Raw genomic sequence first — 22,453 nt, 5'->3', positions numbered from 1 at the left:
GTCAGCGCGGCGCCATGGTGATCGGCGTCAGGTCCTGGAACCAGCTCTGCGCCTGTACGAAGCCGCGCACGCGCGGGGACATGGCGCGCGGGTTCAGGTCGTGCACGACCCAGAGCATCACGGCGTCCTCGCTCATCTTCTCGTGGATCTGGGTGAGGACCGCGTTGCGCGCCACGGGATCGAAGGTGCTGAGCGCCTGGTCGATCAGCGCGTCCATCTCCGCGCTGCGGTAGTGGCCCCAGTTGGAGCCGGCGGGCGCGGCCTGGCGGCTCCAGACGAAACGGAACATCCCGTTGAAGGGATCCTGCAGCGAGCGGCTGATGTTGATGCCGTGGATGCCCTGGTGCCGCTCGCGGCCGTCGCGGCCCACCTGCAGCAACGCGTTCCAATCCATGGTCTGCAGCGTGACCTGGAAGCCGGCGGCCTCCAGCTGCGCCTTCACCAGCTCGTTCATCGGCAGCGGCTGCATCTGGCCCGAGCCGGAGGTGGAGATCGCCAGCGTCACGCGGCAGGGCAGGCAGTTCGCCTCGCGCAGCAAGGCGCGGGCACGGGCGGGGTCATACATGTAGCGCGTGGGATTGCCGTAATAGGGCACGCCGGGAGGCAGGTTGGCGTAGCCCTCCAGCGCCACGCCGCCGAGCATTTCCTTGAAGTCGGGGCGGTTCAGCGCGTGATTGGCCGCGCGGCGGACGCGCACATCGGCGAAGGGGCCGTCCACGAAGTTGAGCTGGTAGGACCAGTTGTGCGGATAGGAGTTGGTGACGATCTGCATGCGCGAGGAGCGCAGGCGCGGGATGGCGTCGGGCGCCGGCGCCTCGATGAAATCCACCTGGCCAGAGAGCAGCGCGGCGGTGCGGGTCGAGGCCTCGGGCATCGGCAGCAGGACCAGGCGATCGGTCTTGGGCACGCGGTTGCGGTCCCAGTAATCGGCGTTGCGCACGAGCTCGAGCCGCTCGCCGGGCACCATGCGCGAGAAGCGCCAGGGGCCGGTGCCGGAGGGGTTGCGCGCGAAGGCGTCGGCGTCGTTGTTCACCTCGGCCGAGCGACGCGGGCTGACCATCATGATGAAGCTCATGTTGTAGGGCAGCAGGCTGTCCGTCTGCTTCGTGGTGATGGCGACCGTGTGGTCGTCCACCGCCTCGATGCTCTCGAAATTGCCGAGATAGGGTCGCGCGAAGGCGAACTGGCGCGGGTTGAACTGCGGCGCGCCCTCGCGCGTGTAGCGCTCCATGTTCCACACGACATCGGCGGCGGTGAAGGGCGAGCCGTCATGGAACTTCACGCCCTGGCGCAGGCGGAAGATCCAGCGGCGGTTGTTGGCGGGATCGATCTCCCAGGATTCGGCGAGGCCGGGCCTGATGTCGGCCGCCACGTCGCTGCGCGAGAGGTCCCAGCCGACCAGCGCGTCGTAAAGGGAGTAGCCGACGAAGCGGAACCCCTCGAAGCCCTGGTCGGGCATGCCGGCGGTGATAGGGATGTCGCCGGCGGTCATGGCGACGCGCAGGACGGTCTCCTGCGCTCGGGCGGGAGGTGCCGCGAGGGTGGCAAGGACCGCAAGGCCGGCGGCGAGGGCGAGGAAGGGTCTCGGCATGTGAACTCCCGTTCGGACAGCCCCATGGCCGGCCGGAATGACGTGGAGTGCGACTGGATCCCTGTGCCGCGCCCTTCGAGGAGAGCGGTCCCGAAGAAAGGCTAGGCCGGCGCGGAAATCCGTCTCAACCGGAATCTGGAGCCGGGGAGGGGTCGTTTTCGGCCCCCGCGCCGGAACTGCGGCAATGTTTCGCAGCAACTGCATGCGTGGGAGGCAAGACGCGCCAAGTCCGGTATGTATTGAAGGCCAGACATTAATCCGCGACGAAACCCGCCGATGCCTGGCGAGGGCATGCCATCCATGCCGCCGCCGCTCGCAGGAAATGCTTCGCGCAAGGCCGTGGCTCGGCTAGGAGGCGCGGATGGACAACAGCACGGCCACGAAACCCTTCAGCCCGCTGAAGGGCGATCGCTATCGCGCCTTCGAGGAGCTGCCGGCGGAGGTGCGCCGGGCGCTGCAGGAATCCCTCGTGGACTGGTGCCCGCTGCGCGCGAAGGAATGGCTGGTCCACCTCACCCGCAAGGAGAAGCTGCGTCCGGCCAAGGCCGCGGCGACGCTCGTGCGCACCATCCGCAAGATGGACCATGCCGAGGTGGCCGCTTTCGCGCGGACCTGGCGCAAGGGCGCCAAGGCCTATCCGCATCTGGCGGCCGGCGCGACCATCCAGCGCTATGCGGGCAAGGGCGGCATCCCCAACGCCTGAACCCGGCTCAGGCCGGCGTGCAGGCGAGCGCGGAGGCCCCCTCGAAGGCGGCGATGCGGACGGGCGAGGCGGCGAGCCCCGCCTGCAACTCGACCAGCCCCAGATCCCGCGCGATCACCACCAGTCCCTCGGCGGCCCCGCGCGCGGCGGGGATCGGCGAGGGCGGCGCGAAGAGCGTGCCGACCGCCTGGACGAGCAGCGGCACCTCAACGCCCGGCCGCCGGAGAAAGCCCTTCACGCGCAGCAGGCGCTCGCCGCAGAAGGCGGCCAGATCCTCCATGGCGTCCAGGCGATCGTCCCAGCTCGCCGCCTCGGTGAAGGTCAGCCGCAGGACGGAGATGCGCGGATGCCGCCCGGCCGGCGCCTCGGGTGCGCCCCAACCGGGCGGAGCGGGCAGGAAGGCCGCCCGCGCGCGGGCCAGCCGGTCCGGCTCGACGACATATTGGGCCAGCGGGTTCACCGAACGGGCCAGCTCCAGCGCGGCCGCCGGATCGCCCAGGTCGGTCTTGGTGACCACGATGGTCCCGGCCGCCGCCAGCTGCGCGGCCACCTCGTCGAATTCGGCGGATTGCTGCACCAGGCGCGTCGCATCGCAAGTGGCTACGACCTGCACCGCCAGGCGCAGCGGTGCGAGGGGGGCGAGCGAGCGCAGGATCGGCCCCGGGCGCGACAGGCCCGAGCCCTCCAGCACGATGCGCCGGAACGGCGGCAGGCCCGACGCCTCCCGCGCATCGACCAAAGCGCGAATGGTGAAGACGAGATCGCTTGTCAGCGAGCAGCAGACGCAGCCGTTGGTCAGCATGGTCATCGGCACCGAGCCGCCCTCCGCGAGGATGGCGCCGTCGACATTGATCTCGCCGGCCTCGTTGACGATGACGGCTGTATCCGCCGCCTCGGGCAGGCTCAGCCAGTCCACCAGAAGCGCGGTCTTGCCGCTGCCCAGGAACCCCGCGAGGAGGATGAAGGCGGTCATGCCGGCGCGGCAGCCTCGATGGCCTTCTGCCCGGCCACCATGGCGCGGACATCCGCCAGCAGCTCCTCCGCATCGAAGACCAGCCCGGCGCGGATGGTATATTTCAATGCGCGGCGCCACTCGCCCTTGTTGGTCTCCTCGTTCAGTCGAAGGGCGCCCGTGCCGTAGAGAAGCTTGAAGTCGGCCAGCGGGTTCTCGTCGAGCACGAGCAGGTCCGCGATCTTGCCGACCTCGATGCTGCCCGTTTCGCCGTCGATGCCCAGAAGCTCCGCGCCCTGGATGGTGGCGGAGCGCAGCACCTCCAGCGGGTTGAAGCCGGCCTCCTGCAGCAGCTCCAGCTCGCGGATATAGCCGAAGCCGAAGGTCTGGAAGATGAAGCCGGAATCGCTGCCCGTGCAGACCCGCCCGCCGCGATTCTTGTAGGCGTTGAGGAACTGCATCCAGAGGCGGTAATGCGCCTTCCACTCCACCTCGTTGCCGATGGACCAGCGGTACCAATAGGCCCCGTGTCCGCCGCGCGAGGGCTGGAAGTAGCGCCACATGCTCGGCCAGGTGTGGTCGTCATGCCAGTCGGCGCGGCGGAAGCGCATGAGGTCGCGATTGGCGTCGTAGATCGTGAAGGTGGGCACGAAGGTGAAGTCGAGCTCGAGGAAATGCTCCAGCACCTCGTTCCACTTGGCGCTGCCGGGCTCGGCCGCCTGCAGGAAGGTCTGGCCCGCGGCGGAAAACCGGAAGTACTCGTCGCTGTAGCTGTAATCGGGCGGATAATCCTGGACCACGCGGTCGGCATAGAGCGCCTCCGGCAGGCCGTAGTAATGCTCGGCGCTGGTCAGGCCCCAGCGCGCGGTGGTCAGCGCGTTCATGCGCGTCACCGCCTGCTGCGCGTGGTGGCAGCCGCTGCGCAGGCCGAGCTTGCCGCATTCCTCGAGCGCGGCGCGCATGATGGCCGGCGGCGCGCCGAAGAACTTCACCCCGTCCGCGCCCTTGTCCTTGGCCTTGCGCAGCCAGTCCCGCGCCTGGTCGGGCGTGTGGATGGTCTTGAGCATGTCGTTCACGGCGGGGAAGTAGGGGTGCGCCACGATGCGCGGCGCGGCGATGCGGTTGGCCGCCGAGGCCTCGCGCTGCTCCGCCACCCAGTCGAGCCCGTTGAAGCAGCCCATCTCGCGCACCGTCGTCACGCCATGGGCGAGCCACAGCTTGTAGACGTAGTCCGCCGGCGCGACGGCGCCGTGCAGGGCATGATAGGCCACGCCGATATGGGTGTGGCAGTCGATCAGCCCGGGTGTGACGAACTTGCCGTGGCAGTCGATCTCGTGGTCCCCGGCCGGAGGGCGGCGCGAGGGGCTGATCGGCCGGTGCGGCGTGCCGACCGGCGTGATGCTGGCGATCCGGTCGCCCTCGATGACGATATCGGCCGGGCCCCAGGGCGGCGCGCCGGTGCCGTCGATGACCTGTGCGCCGCGCAGAACGAGGCGGCGATACGGACCCGTCCCGCGATCGCGGCCGGTGGCGGCCGGCACCGGCGGCATGCCGAGCTTCGTGTTCTTGGCCGTGATCTCCAGGCCGATACCGGGCGTTTCGTCGGTCGTCATGAAGCTTCCTCCTTCGTCCGGCGGTAGCGCCGGCCGAGAGCGGCGCTGCCGAGAACGGTCAGCACCAGAGTGATGGTGAGCAGGATGAAGGCCAGCGCCGCGCCGAAGGGCCAGTTATTGCCCCGCACGAACTGGTCGTAGACGGCGGGCGCCATCATCTTGAAGCGCGGCCCGCCGAGCAGCACCGCGCTGGCATAGGTGTTCATGCAGAGCACGAAGACGAGCACCGATCCGGCCGCCACGCCGGGCAGGGCCAGCGGCAGCACGACGCGCCGGAACACCGTCCAGGATCGCGCGCCGAGATTGGAAGCGGCCTCCTCCACGTTGCGCGGAATGCTCTCGATCACCGCCGAGAGGGTGAGGATCATATAGGGCAGCACCACCGCCACGATGCCCAGCACCACCGCGCCGGTGTTGTAGATGAGCGGCAGCGGCGCGGAGATGAGCCCCAGGCCGAGCAGCGAGGCGTTGATCGCCCCGCCATTGCCCAGCAGCGCGAGCCAGCCCGCCGCCCGCACCACATTGCCGACGAGCAGTGGAAACATCACCACGATGGTGGCGAAGCTCTTCCACCGGCTCTCCATCCGCGCGAGCCAATAGGCGGTGGGAAAGCCGAGGCCGAGGGTCAGCAGCGTGCTTCCCAGCGCCACCGACAGCGTGGTCAGCAGCACCGAGCGGTAATAGGGATCGTTGACGGCGCGCAGGTAATTGGCCGCGGTCGTCGCCTCGATCATCATCTCGGTCGGGCTGTATTCGTTCAGCGAGATGCGGAACAGCAGCACCATCGGCGCGATGAGAAGCATCGCGACGAGCAGCCCGGCGGGAAGGACGAGCGCGGCCAAGGCGTCAGCCCTTGAACTGACGATTCCAGAAATCCAGAATCTCGGCATGGCTGCGGATCAGATAGTCGTAATCCGGCGAGCGCAGCCGCGCCTGGTCGGCCTCGCTCAGGCTGATCGCTGCCGCGACGGCGGGCGGCAGGCGCGCATCCGTCACGGTCGGCAGGTAGCCCATGCGGTCCGCGAAGGCGACCTGCGCCTCGGCGCGCAGCATCGCGTCGAGATAGGCGTAGGCGGCCTCCTTGTTGCGGCTGTTGCGCGTCATCGCCGCCTCGAAGAGGATGGCGTAAACGCCTTCGCGCGGAACGACGTGGCGCAGCGGAATGCCGGCCTTCTGCCACATATAGCCGCGCGCCAGCCACATCGGCGTCATCCACACTTCCTCCTCCTTCAGCGCCGTCGCGAGCGCCTCGTTGGAGGGGTAGATCTTGGCATCCAGGCCGCGCAGCTCCATGAGCTTGGCCTGGGACGGGCGGTAGTCGCTGAAGCTGCCGCCGCCCGCCATCGCCGCGGCGAAGGTGTTGGTGGAATAGAGGATGTCCGAGAAGCCGACGCGGCCGCGATATTTCGGGTCCCACATGTCGGAGAAGCCGGTGGGCGGCGTCGTCACCTTGCTCGGATTGTAGAGCAGCACCAGCGCCGAATAGATGTGCGGCACCGCATAGGGCTTGCGCAGCGCGGGCACGACGGAACCCCAGCGCGAGAGCTTGCTCGTGTCCAGCGTCTCCAGCGCGTTCTGCTGGGACATCATGTTCATGTCGGTGTCGGACAGGCACGCGACATCCATCGTGCCGCGGCGCGCGGTGCGCTCGGCGAGAATCTTGGTCTTGCGCGGGTCGGCGTTCGCGATGTCCTGCAGGACCTCGATGCCCTGGGGCGCGATGAGCGGGACGTCGATGTTCTGGCGCAGCAGCTCGCCGTAATCGCCGCCCCAGGTGCCCACCACCACCTGCCGGGCCTGGGAGAAGGCGGGATTGGGAAGGCCCGCCGAGGCGGCGGCGATGGCGGCACTGGCCAGGGCGGCACGCCGGGTGATGTTCATGGATCAGGCTCCTCGCTCGTCGGGTTGTTCAGCGGACAGCAGCCGGGCGGCGGAAGCGTCCCATGAAAGGGATACGGCGTCACCCGCGGAAATGCGGCGCAGCGGATCGTCCTTGGCCGGCGTCGGGCGGATGGCCATGAGCGGCGTTCCATCGAGGTCGAGATGGTATTCGGTGAGCGGGCCGAGATAGGTGACCGCGCGCAACCGGATGGGGCCGTCGGCCGCCGGCGCCACTTCGATGCGCTCGGGCCGCAGCGCCAGGACGTAGCGCCCCGGCGGCGGGGGCGTGGTCGCGCAGGAGAGCAGCGCGCCGGAAGCGGCGCGGAAGGCGCCGGGCGCCTCCAGCGCGCCAACGATGAGATTGCACTGCCCGACGAAGCCGGCGACGAAGGGATTGGCAGGACTCTCGTAAAGCTCCTCGGCCGTACCGACCTGGCAGACGCGGCCGCGCTCCATCACCACCAGCCGGTCGGCCATGGTGAGGGCCTCCTCCTGGTCATGCGTCACGATCAGCGTCGTCAGGCCGAGGCGCTGCTGCAAGGCGCGGATCTCCATCCGCACCTCGCCGCGCAGCTTGGCGTCGAGATTGCTCAGCGGCTCGTCCAGCAGGAAGACGGCAGGGTTCACGACGAGGGCGCGCGCCAGCGCCACGCGTTGCTGCTGACCGCCGGAGAGCTGGCGGGGGAGGCGATCCTCCAGCCCGTCCAGCCGCACGAGGCGCAGGGCCTCGCGCACCCGCGTGTCGCGCTCGGCGCGGCCGACATTGCGCATCTCCAGGCCGAAGGCGACATTGGACGCGACGGTCATGTGCGGGAAGAGCGCGTAGGACTGGAAGACCATGCCGGTGTCGCGCGCATGGGGCGGCGCCTGGGTGACATCCGTGTCGCCGATCAGCACGCGGCCCGCGCTGGGCGCCACGAAACCCGCCACCATGCGCAGCGTCGTCGTCTTGCCGCAGCCCGAGGGGCCAAGAAGGGCCACCATCTCGCCCTGACGCACCTGGAGGTCCACCCGCTCCACGGCGATGGAATTGCCGTAACGCTTGGCCAGGGCCTCGAGAACAAGGCTTCCCATCAGACGGTCCTTGCGATGGAGACGAAGCGGTCGGTGACGAGCATGAGCACGGCGACGACCAGGATCTGCACGGTGGCGACGGCCGCGAGCGTGGGGTCCACGCGGAATTCCAGATAGTTCAGCATCGCGACCGGCAGCGTCGTGCGACCCGGACCGACCAGCAGCAGGCTCAGCTCCAGGTTCTCGAAGCTCTGGATGAAGGAGAATAGGCAGGCGGCGATGATGCCCGAGCGCATGGCCGGCAGCGTCACGCGGCGAAAGACCGTGAGGGGCCTCGCGCCGAGATTGGCGGCGGCTTCCTCGGCGGCGCGGTCGAGCCCCTGCAGGCTCGCCGTCACCAGCCGCACGGTCCAGGGGATGGTCAGCAGGACATGGGCCGCGACGAGACTTTCCAGCGTCGCGGCGATGTCGCGGTCGAGCCAGAATTCGGCGCGAAGGTAGAACATGTAGAGCGCCGTACCCGCGACGACCGCCGGCACCGCGAGCGGCGCGAGCAGCAGCGTGCTCATCGCGGAAGCGCCGCGCATCCCGCCCCGCACGATGGCATAGGCGGCGGCCGTTCCGAGCGGGACGCCGATGCAGGTGGCGAGTGCGGCGACCTGGAGGCTGGTGACGAAGCCTCGGGCGAATTCCCGCCGCTCCCAGGCATTGACGTACCAGCTGAGCGTCAGGCCCGAGGGCGGGAAGGACACGATCTCGTCGCGGAAGACGCTGATGACGACGACCGTGGCGACGGGCGCCAGCATCACCACGAAGGCGGCCAGCACGAGAAGCCGAAAGGGCAGCCGGCGCAGGAAGCCGGGCAGCCTCAGGGGCCGTGCTGCGGCCGGTCCCTCCTGCAGTGCCGCGCGCATGCCAAGCTCCTCGACGCAAGAACGGTCCGGACCGTCGCGAAGAGTGGAGCGATCCGGCGACGCCTGTCCAGCAGCCTGTTCAGAAGCCCTCGCGCCCGAGCGCATCCAGCGCCTGGCCGAGGCCCCGCGTCGAGAAGGGCAGCGCGACCTCGGCATTGAGCGCGTCGCGATATTCGAGCTGGCCGCGCGTTTCGCGGGCGCGCATACGGGTCAGAAGCGCGGCACCCAGCTCCGTATCGGCAACGCAGCCGCGCGGGCCGCAGGCCTTGAGTGTGACCGGGACGGCCGCGCCGCCATCGCCCAGGCTGAGCCGCATCGGCACCGCGATGGTGATGTTGGAGGGGATGAGCACCACGAGTCGCATCGGGTCTTCGCGATGGATGCGGCCGAGCGCGAATTGCGCGACGGGCTGGCCGCGCTGGTCCTGCAGGGATTGCAGCAGTTCGCAGCCCCGGCCGGTGGCGGGCGCCGTGCGCGTCTCGCAGCGCATCACCCAGTCGCCATAGGTGGCGGAGGTACGCTCGGGCGAGGTGGCGGCGGGTGGCGCGGGGCGCTGCTGGGCCCAGGCGGGGGAACTCGCGGCGAGGCTGGCGGCGAGAACGGCGAAAAGGGGGCGCATCATGAATCCGGATCCGGTCTGGCGCCCAGCATAGAACGGCGGTCGGGGCGGCCCAAATCGTGGCCGCCCCCTTAGGTCGCTCAGTCGGCGAACTGACCGGCCGCCTGGATCACCGGACGCCAGCGGGCGATGTCCGCCGTCCAGAAGGCGCGATGCGCCTCCGGCGTCGCGCGCTCCTGCGCCACCGGCTCGGTGCCGAGGTCCTGGAAGCGGCGGACCAGGCCGGGCTCGCGCAGGGCGACCTGCAGCGCGCGCGACAGGCGCGCCACGACCTCGGTCGGCGTGCCGCGCGGCGCGTAGAGCCCGTGCCAGACGCTCACCTCGAAGCCGGGCATGCCGGCCTCATTGGCCGTGGGCAGGTCGGGCAGGGAGGAGAGGCGCGTCGGCGTCGTCACCGCATAGGCGCGCACGGTATTGGCGCGGATATGCTCGGTCGTGTTGGTCGTCTGGTCGCACATCAGGTCGACCGTGCCGCCGACGAGGTCGTTCATCGCCGGGCCCGTGCCGCGATAGGGCACGGTGGTCAGCTGCACGTTCAGCGAGGACTGGAAGAGCAGGCCGCACAGATGGCTCGCCGCACCCACGCCGGCATTGGCGAGGTTGATGCCCTGGCCCTCGCGCCGCACCAGCGTCACCAGCTCCTGCAGGTTATTGGCCGGGAGATTGCGCTTGCCGATGATGGTCATCGGCACCTCGGTGATGAGGCCGACCGGCTCGAAGCCGTTCACCGCGTCATAGGCGAGGCGGCGATAGAGCGTCGGGATCGTGCTCATGCCGATGTGGTGGATCAGCAGGTTGTAGCCGTCCGGCCGGGCCACGGCCGTGCGCTGGGCGCCCAGCGTGCCGCCGGCGCCGCCGACATTCTCGATGACGACGGTCTGGCCCAGGTCACGGCCGATCTGCTCGGCGACGAGGCGGGCCACGGTGTCGGTCGGCCCGCCCGCCGCGAAGGGGACGATGACGGTAATGGTGCGGGTCGGGAAGCTCTGCGCGGAAGCCGGGGCGGAGGCGAAGGCCGCGAGCGCGGCGGCTGCCAACGCGGGCAGGATGCGCCGGTTGAGGCGGGACATGGTTTCCTCCATCAAGGGGATCATTCGATTGGACGCCGGCAATTTTCTGGTCATTGGACGCAATCTTGGCAATGCCTAAACTCAGCGTCATGCATCGATCTCGCGCGAAATCACCCCATAAGACGCAGCCATGAAGATCACCGCCGAGGAATTGCTGCGACGCGGCATGGAACGCCACCGCGCCGGACAGGTCGCCGAGGCCGAGGGCCTGTACCGCCGCGCGCTCCGTCTGGCCCCCGCGCACCCGGATGCGGAGAACCTGCTGGGCATCTGCGCCCGCCAGCGCGGAGACCTCGCCGCCGCTTTGGCCCATGCGGCGCGCGCCGTGGCGAGCCTGCCCGATTCCGCGCTGTTCCAGGCCAATCACGGCGCGACTTTGGCCGAGGCCGGACGGCTCGGCGAGGCGATCGCCGCCCTGCGCCGGGCCCTGGCGCTGAACCCCGCCGACGCGATGAGCCTGCGCAATCTCGGCCAGGCCCTGACGGCGGCCGGCCGCGCGCATGACGCCCTGGAGCCCCTGCGCGAGGCCGCGCGCCTCGCCCCCCAGGCCGCCGAGGTCTGGCTCGCTCTGGCCCATGCCGCGCGCGAGGCCGGCGAGGGCGACGCCGGGCGCGAGGCCGCCCGGCGCGTGACCGGCCCGCTGGCCGAGCAGGCGGGCTTCCTCCTCGCCGGGCTGGGCGCCGCCCCGCTGCCCGCCCGCGCCCCGGCGGCCTATGTGCGCGAGCTCTTCGACGCCTTTGCCCCCAGGTTCGACGCGGAGCTCGAGGGCGCGCTCGGCTACCGCACCCCCGCCTTGCTGGCCGCGATGCTGGAGGGCGTGGCCCCCGGCCGCGTGCTGGACCTGGGCTGCGGCACGGGCCTGTCCGGCCTGGCGCTCAAGCCCTTCGCCACCCGGCTGGAGGGGCTGGACCTCTCGCCGCGCATGCTGGCCGAGGCGCGGGCACGCGGCATCTACGCCGCGCTGCACGAGGCGGATCTGCTCGATTTCCTGCCGCGCCGCGCGGCCGCCTGGGACATCGTGGCGGCGGCGGATGTGCTGAACTACCTGGGTGACCTCGGCCCGGCTCTGGCCGCGATCCGCACGGCGCTGCGGCCCGGCGGGACGGCGGTGTTCAGCCTGGAGGCGGGCGAGGCGGCGGTCGCGCTCGGGGAGGGGCTGCGCTACCGGCACAATGCCGACCATGCCGCGACCCTGGCCGAGGCGGCGGGGCTCACGGTCCTGGCGCGGCAGGAGGCGGTGCTGCGCCGGGAGAAGGGCGCGGATGTGGCGGGGGTGCTGTTCCGCCTCGGGGGCTGACACCGGGCTCAAACCCAGCACTCCCGGATGGGCCTGGGGATGTAGTGCCGCCCCCCGGTGAGGGTGTGGAGGTGCATCAGCCCGCGCAGGAAGCCGAGGGCGGCGGGCTTGTCGCGACGCCAGGATTTTATGCGCTGCGCAATCGGCAGCCGATGGATGATTTCGGACAAATCCGGATGGGCGACCATCCAGGGCGGGCCCGGCAAGGCCCGCAGCAGCCTGAGCCGGCGGGCGAGGACGATCAGCGCCAGGCCGCGCAGCCGGATGGCGCGGCGGGCGGCGCGGCAGATATAGCCCTCGAGCCGGCGCAGGACGTGGCCCGCCGGCGCGGCGGCCAAGGCGCGAAGCAGGCGTTCCCACAGCCCGGCATGGGTGAGGCGGCGGAAGTGGCGCGCGACAGTGGCGGCCTTGCCGTATTCCTCGGGGAGCTCGCGCCAGGCCCCTTCGGTGGCGGCGACGCGGAAGATGGCATCGAGATGGGCGCGCTGGTCGCAGGGGCGGCCGCTGGCGTGGGCGGGGAGATGGGGGAGGAGGGCGTGCCATTCCTCGTCGGTGAGCGGGGCGTGGGGGATGAGGAGGCGCGCGGGCGGCCGTGGGCGGGGGCCGCGGGGGCGGATGTAGGGTTCGCGGAGGCAGGCGGGGAGGAGGAGACGGAGGGGCATCCGCCATTTATGGTTTAAAGATTAAGAACAAATCAAGAACATTTATGCATAGTCTGAGTTTGACTTTGCTTCGTCAAACTTCGCCATTAACCGTTCCGGCAGTCACCCCGCCCATTTTCGCGCATCAAAGCCGAGACATTACCACTCCTCGCGGGCGCTCAATTTTAACCTGACTCAGGGCTAGGCAGCACGTAGGGAACGACGACGTTGGTATTCTCGCTCTGGCCTACTTCGAAAGGGAAAGTGTCACGCTGGAACAATGGTGATGATATATTAACCTTGACGCGCAATTCATTTTTCTCTGACCGATTTGATAGTAGGAATATATCGGCATCAGCACCTATTGTGGTCTTGGCGATTATGTTTAGTTGATCGTCGGAACTTTCGTGATTCATGCCGAGAAAAACTGACGAAAGTACGGCGCCTAACTTCGGACGAAGCAGTTTATTCTCGTCTACGGTCTGATTGGATGCAATATGTGAGAGGGCAGAAAAAATAGTCTTATAATTCTGTCTGAGATATTTGGTATCAGTTTCCTCAAATTGAGCCGCTTCTTCGGCAGCAAAATCCGGTTTTCCACGATCTGTGGCTGTTATTTTATAGTAATTCTCGATAGCGCCTCGTCGCAAAAAGAAACAACCTAACTCGGCAAGCGCATCGAGCAGTGTATCATAACGCGTCCGTAGGCTTGTCGCTTCAGCGGAGGCAGCGGCGTCATCGAAGCTCGTTGGATCGGTCAGCACCCGCGCAAGCGTTACTCTGCGTTTGGCAAGTGCAGTCGACTCCTTGCTCGACCAATCAGGATAAGTTTTCGCGGCGGTATCGACCGCGGCTTGATGGTTAGCCATGAACGTCGCCAGGGCATTACGCAGATCACTGTCGAGGTCGGTGAGAGTGGCTCGTCCGCGCTGATTGGCTACTGCAGCGGCCTTGGGCAATGTGCTGAAATGGCTTACTAGGCTATTGCTGTCCGCTAGGGCGTCCAAGTCCGCTAGAACGGCGGCATGTTTGTTCATTAGGCCGAATAGTTTCAAAACTTCAACGAATTCACCCTTACCAATAACCGGAAGAACCTGCGCGTTGCGCGCAAGCAGCCGCAGATCGAGGCGGCGAGCGAGCTGCGTAGCGATGATCTCGTCGCTGGGTCCTTCGACCAGTAGAACACGCTCAGCAAACATTGCTATGCGATGGGTCGAGCCAAGCCGGGCTATCATCGCCGCTAACCTAGTTCGTTTTAGAATATCAGCATCAACCGACACTTGTGCCGGAGGTTCACGGACGGAGTTGAAAAAGGCAATACTGGGTAATTCGCTGATGCGTCGAAGCGGTAGCAGAGACGCAGAATGCGTGGCGATCACAATGAGCTTTCGCGTAGGGTCAGATGGATCACCCGCGACCTTCTCCATTTCCTCGAGCAGAAAGGCTTGGTGTTGCGGATGCAGGGAAATCTCCGGTTCATCGATAAGCAGGGCGCCAATTTCATCGTTGTGAATAGCTGCAAGTAGAGCCACAAGATGAAGAATGCCGCTTGCCTCATGATTTGCTGCATAGGAAGTGCCGCCAGACATAGGTGATATTCGGACGTTGAGGCCCTGCTGTGACCACGCAAGCTGTACACTGCGATCAAATAACTGTTGAAGTCGTGCTTCGATCTTTAAGCGTAGATCGGAACGATTTTCTAGTACAAGTAGAATTCCAGTTATACTCTCGATGGTCCACCAGCTCCCTAAATAGCTTGAATGGCCCACTGCCGCATCCATAGTATTTATTCCACCCGGACTGTCGACTGATGCACGAAAGGTCTCTAGTGGGCTGTTTCTCCCGGCCGCCAGGAAGTACGTCTTGCGATTATGAGTTGCAATGGCGCCTGTAGCATCGAGGGCAGTCTTGATTGCGCGCAGGGCACGTGTCTTTCCACTGCCGTTCGGGCCGACCAGTGTGGTGATGCCGGGCCGAATGTTTACTATCCCTTCGGTCGCGGAATTTCCTAGCAAAGGGACTTTGATCCCGAGTGGCCAAGCTTGCTCACTGTTTATACTAATGTTGCCGTTAAACCTTTTATTGGCCCGTAATTGATTTTTGTGTTCAACGATATTTTTGAATAACTAAATTAATAATGATGCCGATTAATTGGATAGTTACCTTGAAGGGCGGTGTTGCATTGGTGTCAAACCCTCCTCAACGGCACCCGCCAAGCCAACACCGTCGCCACCCCCATCAGCACCGCCGCCGCCGCAAACATCGCCCTGAATCCCCCGGCCAGCCCCGCCGCCATCGCCCCCCGGTCCGCCTCAGACAGCAGCGCAAACGCCGCCCGCCCCCCGCGCATCGTCTCCGCGAAAGCCGCCGCCATCGGCCCGTCGCTCAGCGCAAAGGCGCCAAAAATCACCGCACTCAGCAGCGCCGTCCCCGTCGCCGAGCCGAGGTTGCGCATGAACTGCACCGAGGCCGTGGCCACGCCGATCCGGCTCACCCCCGCCGCCGCCTGCACCGTGGTCTGCACCGCGGGGAAAGAGCAGCCGAAGCCGAAGCTCGCAAAGGCCAGCACCCAGGGCAGGCCGTGCAGCGGAATGGCGTCGAGCGCGACCGAGAAGAAGGCCAGGGTCAGCATGCTGATCCCCAGCGTCACCGAGGGCAGCGCCATGTTGCGCCCCGTCCGCGCCAGGAAATGGCCCGAGCTCAGCGCGCCCAGCCCCCCGGCCAGGCTCGTGGGCAGCATCATCGCGCCCACGGTGGCGATGGGCACGTCGCGCACCACCGTCAGATAGAGCGGCATGAAGGAGATCATGGAGACCATCACGCCGGCCACGCAGGCGGCCAGCACATTGGTCCGCCAGATCACCGGGTCGGTGAAGAGCCACAGCGGCAGCAGCGGGTCGGCCGCGCGGCGCTCCACGCGCAGCAGCAGCCACACGGCGGCCACGGCCACGGCGGCGATGGGGAGCGCGACCAGCAAAGCGTCCCAGCTCAACCGCTGCACCCGGTCCAGCACCAGCAGCAGCGCGCCGACGAAGATGGTGAAGAGCAGCGTGCCCGGCGCGTCGAAGCGGAAGCTGCCGCTCTCGGCGCCATGGCGCGGCAGGCGCGTCGTGGCCAGCACGCCGGCGGCGACGACGGGCAGCCCCGCCAGAAACACCCATTGCCAGCCCCAATGCTGCGTCAGCCAGCCGCCGGCCAGCGGCCCGGCCGCCGAGGCGCTCATGAAGCAGGCGACCAGATAGCCCTGGTAGCGGCCGCGCTCGCGCGGCGGCAGGCTCTCGCCGATCAGCGCCATCGCCAGCGTCAGCAGCCCGCCGCCGCCGAAGCCGTGCAGGACGCGCGCGGCCAGCAGCGCCTCGAAGCCCGGGGCGAGGCCCGAGGCGAGCGAGCCCACCGCCTGCAGCCCGAAGGCGCAGAACATCATGCGCCGCCGCCCATAGGCGTCGCCCAGCTTGCCGAAGATGGGGGCCGCGATGGTGGCCGCGACGAGATAGGCCACCACCACCCAGGAGATCCGCTCGACCACGCCGAAATGCGCGGCCATGTCGGGCAGGGCGGTGGCGGTGATCGTCTGGTCGATCGACGAGACGAAGATGGCGGTGCCGATGCTGGGGAAGGCCCGGAAGAACGCCGCGCGCGCGGACGGGTCGGTCATGCGGGGCGGCGCCGCCCCGAGATCTGATTTTGTTGCTTCCCGGACGTTTCCATCGCCTTACACCACCGCGTTGCGGCCCATCTCGAGGAATTTCTCGCGCCGGCGCGCCTTGAGCGTGGCGCCGTCCAGCGGCAGCAGCGGCTCCAGCGCGGCCCAGATGGAGTCGCCCACCCGCTCCAGCGTGGCGGCGTGGTCGCGATGGGCGCCGCCCAGCGGCTCGGCGATCACGGCGTCGATGAGGGCGAGTCGCTTCAGGTCCTCGGCGGTCAGCTTCAGCGCCTCGGCGGCGGTCGGCGCCTGGGCGGCGTCGCGCCAGAGGATGGAGGCGCAGCCCTCGGGCGAGATCACGGAATAGATGGCGTGCTCCAGCATCAGCACGCGGTCGGCCGCGGCGAGCGCGATGGCCCCGCCCGAGCCGCCCTCGCCGATGATGGTGGCCACGAAGGGCACGGGGGCGGAGAGCCCCGCCTCGATGGAGCGGGCGATGGCCTCGGCCTGGCCGCGCGCCTCGGCCTCGATGCCGGGGAAGGCGCCCGAGGTGTCGACGAAGGAGAGGATGGGCATGCCGAAGCGGCCGGCCAGCTCCATGATCCGGCGGGCCTTGCGGTAGCCCTCCGGCTTGGCCATGCCGAAATTATGCTTCACGCGCGTTTCGGTGTCGTGGCCCTTCTCGGTGCCGAGGACCGCGACGGCACGGCCCCGGAAGCGCCCGACTCCGCCGATCACCGCCGCGTCGTCGGCGAAGGCGCGGTCGCCGGCCAGCGGCGTCCATTCGGTGATGAGGCCCGCGATATAGTCGAGGCATTTGGGCCGGTCGGGGTGGCGGGCCACCTGGGCCTTCTGCCAGGGGGTGAGCTTGGCATAGGTGGCGGCAAGGAGCTTTTCGGCCTTGTCGCGCAGCCGCGAGACCTCGTCGGCCACGTCGATGCCGCCGGCATCGGTGGTCCGGCTCAGCTCTTCGACCTTGCCTTCCAGCTCGGCGATGGGTTTTTCGAAGTCCAGGAAATGGCGCATGGTCGGCCCGTCTAGCCCAAAGCAAGCCCCGCGGAAACCATGCAGGCGTATTGGCGGACCCCGCCGGCGGACATAGAGTGCGGCCCTTCCGAACCCCGCCAGGAATACCAGATGCCCGCGCTCGCCAGCCGCCTTGCCAATGTGAAGGTTTCCGCCTCGGTCGCCATGACGATCAAGGCCCGCGAACTTGCGGCGGAGGGCGTGAAAGTCGTCAGCCTCACCACGGGCGAGCCGGATTTCGATACCCCCCCGCATGCGATCGAGGCGGCCCACAAGGCGGCGCTCGCCGGCCAGACGAAATATCCACCCCAGGGCGGCACGCCGGAGCTGAAGGCCGCCGTGCAGCGCAAGTTCAAGCGCGACAACAACCTCGATTATTCGATGGACGAGATCCTCGTCACCAACGGCGGCAAGCAGGGCATCTTCAACGCCTTCATGGCGACGGTCGATCCGGGCGACGAGGTGATCATCCCCTCGCCCTTCTGGGTGAGCTACGCCGACATGGTGAAGGTCGCCGGCGGCGTGCCGGTCACGGTAAGCTGCCCGCAGAACAACGGCTTCAAGCTGCGCCCCGAGGATCTGGAGGCGGCCATCACGCCCAAGACCAAGTGGGTGATGCTGAACTTCCCCAACAACCCGACGGGCGCCGCCTGCTCGCGCTCTGAGATGAAGGCCCTGGCCGCGGTGCTGCTGAAGCACCCCGACATCTGGGTCCTGACCGACGATATGTACGAGCATCTCGTCTATGACGGCTTCGAGTTCTGCACGATCGCCGAGGTCGAGCCCCGGTTGAAGGACCGCACGCTCATCATCAACGGCGCGTCCAAGACCTATGCCATGACCGGCTGGCGCGTGGGCTTCTGCGCGGGTCCGGCCTCGCTCATCAAGGGCATGTTCAACATGCAGGGCCAGGCGACGTCGGGCGTCTCCACCGTCGGCCAGGCCGCCGCCGTGGCGGCGCTGGACGGCCCGCAGGAGCTGGTGAAGGAGCGCGCCGAGGAATACCGCCGCCGCCGCGACATGGTCGTGGAGATGCTGAACCAGGCGCCGGGCGTCGCCTGCCACAAGCCCGAGGGCGCCTTCTACGTCTTCCCGAACATCGCGGGCTGCATCGGCAAGACTTCCAAGGGCGGCAAGAAGATCGAGACGGACATGGACTTCGCCGTGGCCCTGCTCGACGAGGCGCATGTCGCCGTGGTGCACGGCGCGGCCTATGGCATGTCGCCCTATGTGCGCATCAGCTACGCCACCGACATGGAGAGCCTGCGCACGGCCTGCCTGAGCATCCAGGAGTTCTGCAAAGGTCTGTCCTGATGCTTCGTATCGGCACCGACGCCGATACCGAGGCCTATATCCAGCTGATCGGCGACGCCTGGCGTGAGTTTCCCGGCGTCGTCTTCGACGTGGATGCCGAGCTGCCGGAGCTGCGCGCGCTCGCCAGCTACTTCGCTGAGAAGGGCGGCCAGCTCTGGCTTTCGGAGGGGCCCGAGGGCCCCCTCGGCATGGTCGCCACGCGTCCCATGCGCGAGGACGGCGCCTGGGAGATCGGGCGCATGTATGTGAACCACGCCGCGCGGGGCACGGGTCTCGCGCACCGGCTGCTCGACACCGCCGAGGCCCATGCGCGCGAGCATGGCGCCGAGCGCATGGTCCTCTGGACAGACACGCGCTTCAACGCGGCGCATTCCTTCTACGAGAAGCGCGGCTACGTCCGGCAGGGCGCCATCCGCATCCTGGACGACCTCTCGAAGTCGCTGGAGTTCCGCTACACCAAGCCGACCCAGGGCCTCGTCGTCGAGGCGCTGGACGCGGCGGCGGCGGCGAGCGCGGAGCGGCGCTTCTCGGAGATCATGATCGCCTGCGTGGCCGATGGCGCCTCGGTCAGCTTCCTCGCCCCGCTCTCGAAGGAGAAGTCGCGCGCGCATTGGAAGCGCGTCTCCTCGGAGGTCGCGCAGGGGCATCGCGTGCTGCTCGGCGCCTGGGTGGAGGGCGCGCTGGTCGGCACCGTGCAGCTCGACCTCGCCACGCCCGAGAACCAGCAGCATCGCGCCGAGCTGGTGAAGCTGCTGGTCGATCCCGCCTATCGCCGCCGCGGCGTGGGCGAGGCGCTGATGCGCCGTGCGGAGCAGACGGCGCTGCGCCTCGGCCGGCGGCTGCTCACGCTCGACACCCGCGCCGATTGCGCCGGCGAGAAGCTGTACCGCCGGCTGGGCTGGACGGAGGGTGGGTTCATCCCCGACTTTGCGCAGGATGCCAGCGGCCAGGGCTTCGCCACGCGCTTCTTCTTCAAGCGCCCGGAGTAACCTAGACTCCGCGTCGCGGGCTGCCTTTCGCCCGCGACGAAGAGGTCCGAGATGATCCAACCGGCCTGGGTCCGCGCCATGGCGGCCTATAACAGCGAGATGAACCGGCGCAGCTATGCCGCCGCCGACACCCTCTCCGACGCGGAGCGGCGGGCCGATGGCGGCGCGTTCTTCGGCGGCATCCACGCCACGCTCAGCCATCTGGTCTGGGGCGACCACATGTGGATGAGCCGCTTCGACGGATGGGAGAAGCCCGCCGTCGGCATCGCCGGCAGCACGACCCTGTTCGGGGACTGGCGGGAGCTCTCCGCCGCGCGGGTCGCGACCGATGCGCGGATCGAGGAATGGGCCGGGCGGCTGACGCCGGCCGATCTCGCCGGCGACCTCGTCTGGTTCAGCGGCTCCACCCAGCGCGAGATGCGCAAGCCGCGCTGGCTGACGGTCACGCATCTCTTCAACCACCAGACGCATCATCGCGGCCAGGTGCATGCGCTGCTGACGCGGGCCGGGGTCGCGACGGCCGATACCGACCTGCCCTGGCTGATCCCGCGCAGCGTCTATTCCTGATGGCGCTTCGCCTGACATGCTGTGAGGGTTATAGGAGTCATCAGCCATGCCGGGTCACGGCGGGCGAGAGGGAGAACCACCACATGCGCTTGCTCCGATACACCCTGGCCGCCGGGCTTCTGGCCACCGTTCCCGCCATCGCGCAGACCCGGCGTCCCGCCCCCGAGCCCACCGCCATCACCCGCGCCGTGACGGCCACGGCCATCGTCGAATCCATCGACCGCACGACGCGCCAGGTCGTGCTGCGCGCGCAGGATGGCACGATCGAGACGGTCGTGGCCGGACCCAATGTCCGCAATCTCGCCCAGGTCCATCCGGGCGACAGCGTGGTGCTGGAATTCGGCCAGGCGATGATCGTGGCCCTGGCCAATCCGGCCGACGGCGCGGCGCCGGTCGGGGCCGGCCATGCCGAGGCCCGCACGCGCCCCGGCCAGCGCCCCGGCGCCGCCTCGGTCGATGGCGTGCGCGCGCGCGTCACCATCGATGCGGTGGACCGGCGGACGAACACGGTCACCTTCACCGGCCCGTCCGGCGTGCAGCGGACGGCGCGGCCGCAGGAGCGCGAGCTGATCGCCTTCGTGCGCTCGCTGCGGGCCGGCCAGCAGGTGGACATCGTCTATGCGCGCAGCGTGGCGCTGCGCGTCGAGCCGATGCGCCGCTAGGCGAGAAAACGGGCGAGGGGGGCAGGTGTGAGGGGGGCTGGCCCCCCTCGCGCTACGGCGTCTTCAGCGTCAGCCCGCCATCGACGACGATCTCGATCCCGGTGACGTATTTCGCCTCGTCGGAGGCGAGATAGAGCGCCGCGAAGGCGACATCCCAGGCATCGCCCATCCGGCCCATCGGCGGCTGGGCGTTGCGCCGGGCGACGATGGCCGCCACGTCGCCGCCGCTGCGCTGATTGGCGAGCCGCGCCTCGACCAGGGGCGTGTGCATCAGGCCGGGCACCACCACGTTGCAGCGGATGCCGTGCGGGGCGTAGCGCACCGCGATCATCTTGCTGAGCGCGGTCACGCCCGCCTTGGAGGCCGCATAGGCCATCAGGTCGTTGCCGATGTTGCGCAGCGCCGCGATGGAGGAGAGGTTCACGATCGCCCCGCCGCCCTGCTTCTGCATGATCGGCAGCACGGCGCGCGTGCTGAGATGCACGTAGTGCAGGTTGTGGTGGAACTGCCGGTGCCAGGCCTCGGGCGTCAGCTCCTCGGGCCCGCCGGGCACGCTGCCGCCGACATTGTTCACCAGGATGTCGATGCGCCCGAAGGCGGCGATGGTCGCCGCGACGACGCGTGCGATCTCGCTTTCCTGCGTCACGTCGGCGGCGAGCGCGAAGGCCTGCCCGCCCTCGCGCGCGATCAGCGCCGTGGTCTCCTCCGCGGCGGCGAGGTGCAGGTCCACGCAGGCGACCTGCGCACCCTCGCGCGCGAAGAGGATCGCCATGGCGCGGCCATTGCCGATCCCCTCGCCGACGGAGCCGGCGCCCAGGAGCAGGACGCGCTTGCCCGACAGGCGGCCGCTGCCCGGCCGATTCGGACCGTCGGGCTGCGCCCTCAGGTCACCGGACGGGGGCATCAGCGCTGCGCCCAGGGCGTGGTGGCCCAGAGCTGGCGGTAGCGCTGCTCGTCGCGCCGCAGTCGCGCGAACCAGGCTTCACCCGGCTCGAACTGCACGAGGAGCTGGCGCGCCTCGATGGCCTTGATGAATTCCGGATCCTTCGCGATGTCCTCCGTCGCCTCGCGATAGCGCGAGACGATATGCGCGGGCGTGCCGGCGGGCATCACCAGCCCGCGCTCGGAGGCCATGGTCACGTCCACGCCCTTCTCCTTCAGCGTCGGCAGGTCGGGCGCGAAGCGGCTGCGCTGCGGGGCGGCGACGGCCAGCAGGCGCATGCCCTCGTTGTTGCTGAGGACGTAGCCGAGGTTCAGCCCCGTCGCGACGACCTGGTTGCCCAGGATCGCGGTGCGGATCGGCGGGTCGCCCTGGAAGGCCACATGGTTGAATCGCACCCCCGTCGTGGCGCCGATGAGCACCATCAGCAGGTGGTCGTCGGTGCCGATGCCGGGCGAGCCGAAGGAGATGGTCTCCGGCGCGCGGCGCGCCGCCTCCAGGAGCTGCTCGATGGTCTGGTAGGGGGACGAGGAGGCGACCGAGATGGCGGAGGGATCGCCGATCAGATTGCCGATGCCGTGGAAGTCCTCGAGCTTGAACTGCGCCGGCCGCTCGATGGGGATGGTCAGCAGGCCCGGCATGTTGGTCGTGCCGATGATGGTGCCGTCCGCCCGGCCGCGCGCGACGGCGGCCAGCGCCACCTCGCCCCCCGCGCCGGGGCGGTTGGAGACGACGACGGTGCCGCCGATGCGCGGCTCCAGGTAGCGGGCATAGAGGCGCGCATCCACATCCGTCGCGCCGCCGGGCGTGAAGCCCACGACGATCTCGACGGGGCGATCCGGGCGCCAGGATTGGGCGAGCGCGGGGGCGGCCAGAAGCGCCGGCGCGGCGCCGAGCAGACTGCGTCGTTTCATGATGTCGTTCCTCCCTTGGCCGTCTGCGCGGCCGTTCGGCTTGGGGGCTCTGGACGGCGGTGACGTCATCCAAAGCTTTGTGCGGGAGGGAGCATGGAGCCCT

The 22,453-nt window shown here is 68.6% G+C and carries 21 protein-coding genes; 6 read left to right on the top strand and 15 right to left on the bottom strand.

The genetic code is table 11. The annotated features are described in order from the left end of the window. Position 1: 1 nt before the first annotated feature. Positions 2–1,591: an ABC transporter substrate-binding protein gene (locus tag ACO057_RS00740; protein ID WP_421988436.1), complete on the bottom strand. Its 1,590-nt coding sequence runs from the start codon at positions 1,589–1,591 to the stop codon at positions 2–4. A 361-nt stretch (positions 1,592–1,952) separates the two neighbouring features. Between ACO057_RS00740 and ACO057_RS00735 the strand changes: the two genes are divergently transcribed. Next, complete coding sequence (locus ACO057_RS00735; protein WP_421988435.1) at positions 1,953–2,294, top strand: hypothetical protein; 342 nt, start codon at positions 1,953–1,955, stop codon at positions 2,292–2,294. Between the two features lie 7 nt (positions 2,295–2,301). On the opposite strand, the gene ACO057_RS00730 is transcribed toward ACO057_RS00735, so the two are convergent. The 8 genes from ACO057_RS00730 to ACO057_RS00695 all read right to left on the bottom strand — a co-directional run bounded on the left by ACO057_RS00730 (position 2,302) and on the right by ACO057_RS00695 (position 10,357). Continuing rightward, entirely contained in the window at positions 2,302–3,267 is a 966-nt protein-coding gene (locus ACO057_RS00730; protein WP_421988434.1) for a CobW family GTP-binding protein, read from the bottom strand. Beyond that, entirely contained in the window at positions 3,264–4,859 is a 1,596-nt protein-coding gene (locus ACO057_RS00725) for an amidohydrolase family protein (protein WP_421988433.1), read from the bottom strand. The genes ACO057_RS00730 and ACO057_RS00725 overlap by 4 nt, the downstream gene beginning before the upstream one ends. Continuing rightward, a complete protein-coding gene (locus tag ACO057_RS00720) occupies positions 4,856–5,701 on the bottom strand; it encodes an ABC transporter permease (protein WP_421988432.1) in 846 nt (281 codons plus the stop codon). The genes ACO057_RS00725 and ACO057_RS00720 overlap by 4 nt, the downstream gene beginning before the upstream one ends. Before the next feature lie 4 nt (positions 5,702–5,705). Next, a complete protein-coding gene (locus ACO057_RS00715) occupies positions 5,706–6,740 on the bottom strand; it encodes an ABC transporter substrate-binding protein (RefSeq protein ID WP_421988431.1) in 1,035 nt (344 codons plus the stop codon). 3 nt (positions 6,741–6,743) lie between these two features. Continuing rightward, positions 6,744–7,814: an ABC transporter ATP-binding protein gene (locus tag ACO057_RS00710; RefSeq protein ID WP_421988430.1), complete on the bottom strand. Its 1,071-nt coding sequence runs from the start codon at positions 7,812–7,814 to the stop codon at positions 6,744–6,746. After that, positions 7,814–8,668, bottom strand: a complete 855-nt coding sequence (locus ACO057_RS00705) for an ABC transporter permease (RefSeq protein ID WP_421988429.1) — start codon at positions 8,666–8,668, stop codon at positions 7,814–7,816. Before ACO057_RS00705 ends, ACO057_RS00710 begins: the two co-directional genes overlap by 1 nt. Positions 8,669–8,747: 79 nt before the next feature. Then, entirely contained in the window at positions 8,748–9,290 is a 543-nt protein-coding gene (locus ACO057_RS00700) for an invasion associated locus B family protein (protein WP_421988428.1), read from the bottom strand. Positions 9,291–9,367: 77 nt separating this feature from the next. Further along, on the bottom strand, positions 9,368–10,357 hold the full coding sequence (locus tag ACO057_RS00695; RefSeq protein WP_421988427.1) for a tripartite tricarboxylate transporter substrate binding protein BugD: 990 nt from the start codon (positions 10,355–10,357) through the stop codon (positions 9,368–9,370). A 130-nt stretch (positions 10,358–10,487) separates the two neighbouring features. On the opposite strand from ACO057_RS00695, the gene ACO057_RS00690 reads away from it, so the two are divergent. Then, a complete protein-coding gene (locus ACO057_RS00690; protein WP_421988426.1) occupies positions 10,488–11,654 on the top strand; it encodes a methyltransferase domain-containing protein in 1,167 nt (388 codons plus the stop codon). Between the two features lie 8 nt (positions 11,655–11,662). On the opposite strand, the gene ACO057_RS00685 is transcribed toward ACO057_RS00690, so the two are convergent. The 4 genes from ACO057_RS00685 to ACO057_RS00670 form a co-directional block, all read right to left on the bottom strand. Further along, complete coding sequence (locus tag ACO057_RS00685) at positions 11,663–12,316, bottom strand: transposase (protein WP_421988425.1); 654 nt, start codon at positions 12,314–12,316, stop codon at positions 11,663–11,665. 164 nt (positions 12,317–12,480) lie between these two features. After that, the gene (locus ACO057_RS00680) at positions 12,481–14,310 is read right to left on the bottom strand and encodes an ATP-dependent nuclease (protein ID WP_421988424.1); all 1,830 of its coding nucleotides are present in this window, start codon (positions 14,308–14,310) and stop codon (positions 12,481–12,483) included. Between the two features lie 173 nt (positions 14,311–14,483). Further along, the gene (locus ACO057_RS00675) at positions 14,484–15,950 is read right to left on the bottom strand and encodes an MFS transporter (protein WP_421988423.1); all 1,467 of its coding nucleotides are present in this window, start codon (positions 15,948–15,950) and stop codon (positions 14,484–14,486) included. A gap of 57 nt (positions 15,951–16,007) precedes the next feature. Beyond that, positions 16,008–16,964 carry an acetyl-CoA carboxylase carboxyltransferase subunit alpha gene (locus ACO057_RS00670; protein WP_421988422.1) on the bottom strand — a complete coding sequence of 319 codons (957 nt, stop codon included), beginning with the start codon at positions 16,962–16,964 and terminating at the stop codon, positions 16,008–16,010. A gap of 111 nt (positions 16,965–17,075) precedes the next feature. Here ACO057_RS00670 and ACO057_RS00665 point away from each other — a divergent pair, with 111 nt between their 5' ends. From ACO057_RS00665 to ACO057_RS00650, 4 genes are all read left to right on the top strand, one after another. Then, the gene (locus tag ACO057_RS00665) at positions 17,076–18,278 is read left to right on the top strand and encodes a pyridoxal phosphate-dependent aminotransferase (protein ID WP_421988421.1); all 1,203 of its coding nucleotides are present in this window, start codon (positions 17,076–17,078) and stop codon (positions 18,276–18,278) included. Then, positions 18,278–19,267: a GNAT family N-acetyltransferase gene (locus tag ACO057_RS00660; protein WP_421988420.1), complete on the top strand. Its 990-nt coding sequence runs from the start codon at positions 18,278–18,280 to the stop codon at positions 19,265–19,267. Before ACO057_RS00665 ends, ACO057_RS00660 begins: the two co-directional genes overlap by 1 nt. A gap of 51 nt (positions 19,268–19,318) precedes the next feature. After that, on the top strand, positions 19,319–19,834 hold the full coding sequence (locus ACO057_RS00655; protein WP_421988419.1) for a DinB family protein: 516 nt from the start codon (positions 19,319–19,321) through the stop codon (positions 19,832–19,834). Positions 19,835–19,917: 83 nt separating this feature from the next. After that, positions 19,918–20,496 carry a hypothetical protein gene (locus ACO057_RS00650; protein WP_421988418.1) on the top strand — a complete coding sequence of 193 codons (579 nt, stop codon included), beginning with the start codon at positions 19,918–19,920 and terminating at the stop codon, positions 20,494–20,496. Positions 20,497–20,548: 52 nt separating this feature from the next. On the opposite strand, the gene ACO057_RS00645 is transcribed toward ACO057_RS00650, so the two are convergent. Both ACO057_RS00645 and ACO057_RS00640 read right to left on the bottom strand, forming a co-directional pair. After that, positions 20,549–21,400 carry an SDR family NAD(P)-dependent oxidoreductase gene (locus ACO057_RS00645; RefSeq protein WP_421988417.1) on the bottom strand — a complete coding sequence of 284 codons (852 nt, stop codon included), beginning with the start codon at positions 21,398–21,400 and terminating at the stop codon, positions 20,549–20,551. Further along, entirely contained in the window at positions 21,400–22,350 is a 951-nt protein-coding gene (locus tag ACO057_RS00640; RefSeq protein ID WP_421988416.1) for a tripartite tricarboxylate transporter substrate binding protein, read from the bottom strand. The genes ACO057_RS00645 and ACO057_RS00640 overlap by 1 nt, the downstream gene beginning before the upstream one ends. Between the last annotated feature and the right edge of the window lie 103 nt (positions 22,351–22,453).

The sequence above is a fragment of the Roseococcus sp. genome (genome assembly GCF_965227005.1).
In the GTDB taxonomy this organism is placed as follows: domain Bacteria; phylum Pseudomonadota; class Alphaproteobacteria; order Acetobacterales; family Acetobacteraceae; genus Roseococcus.
Note: the sequence above shows the minus strand (reverse complement) of the source record. Positions and strands in the feature narration are given on the sequence as shown.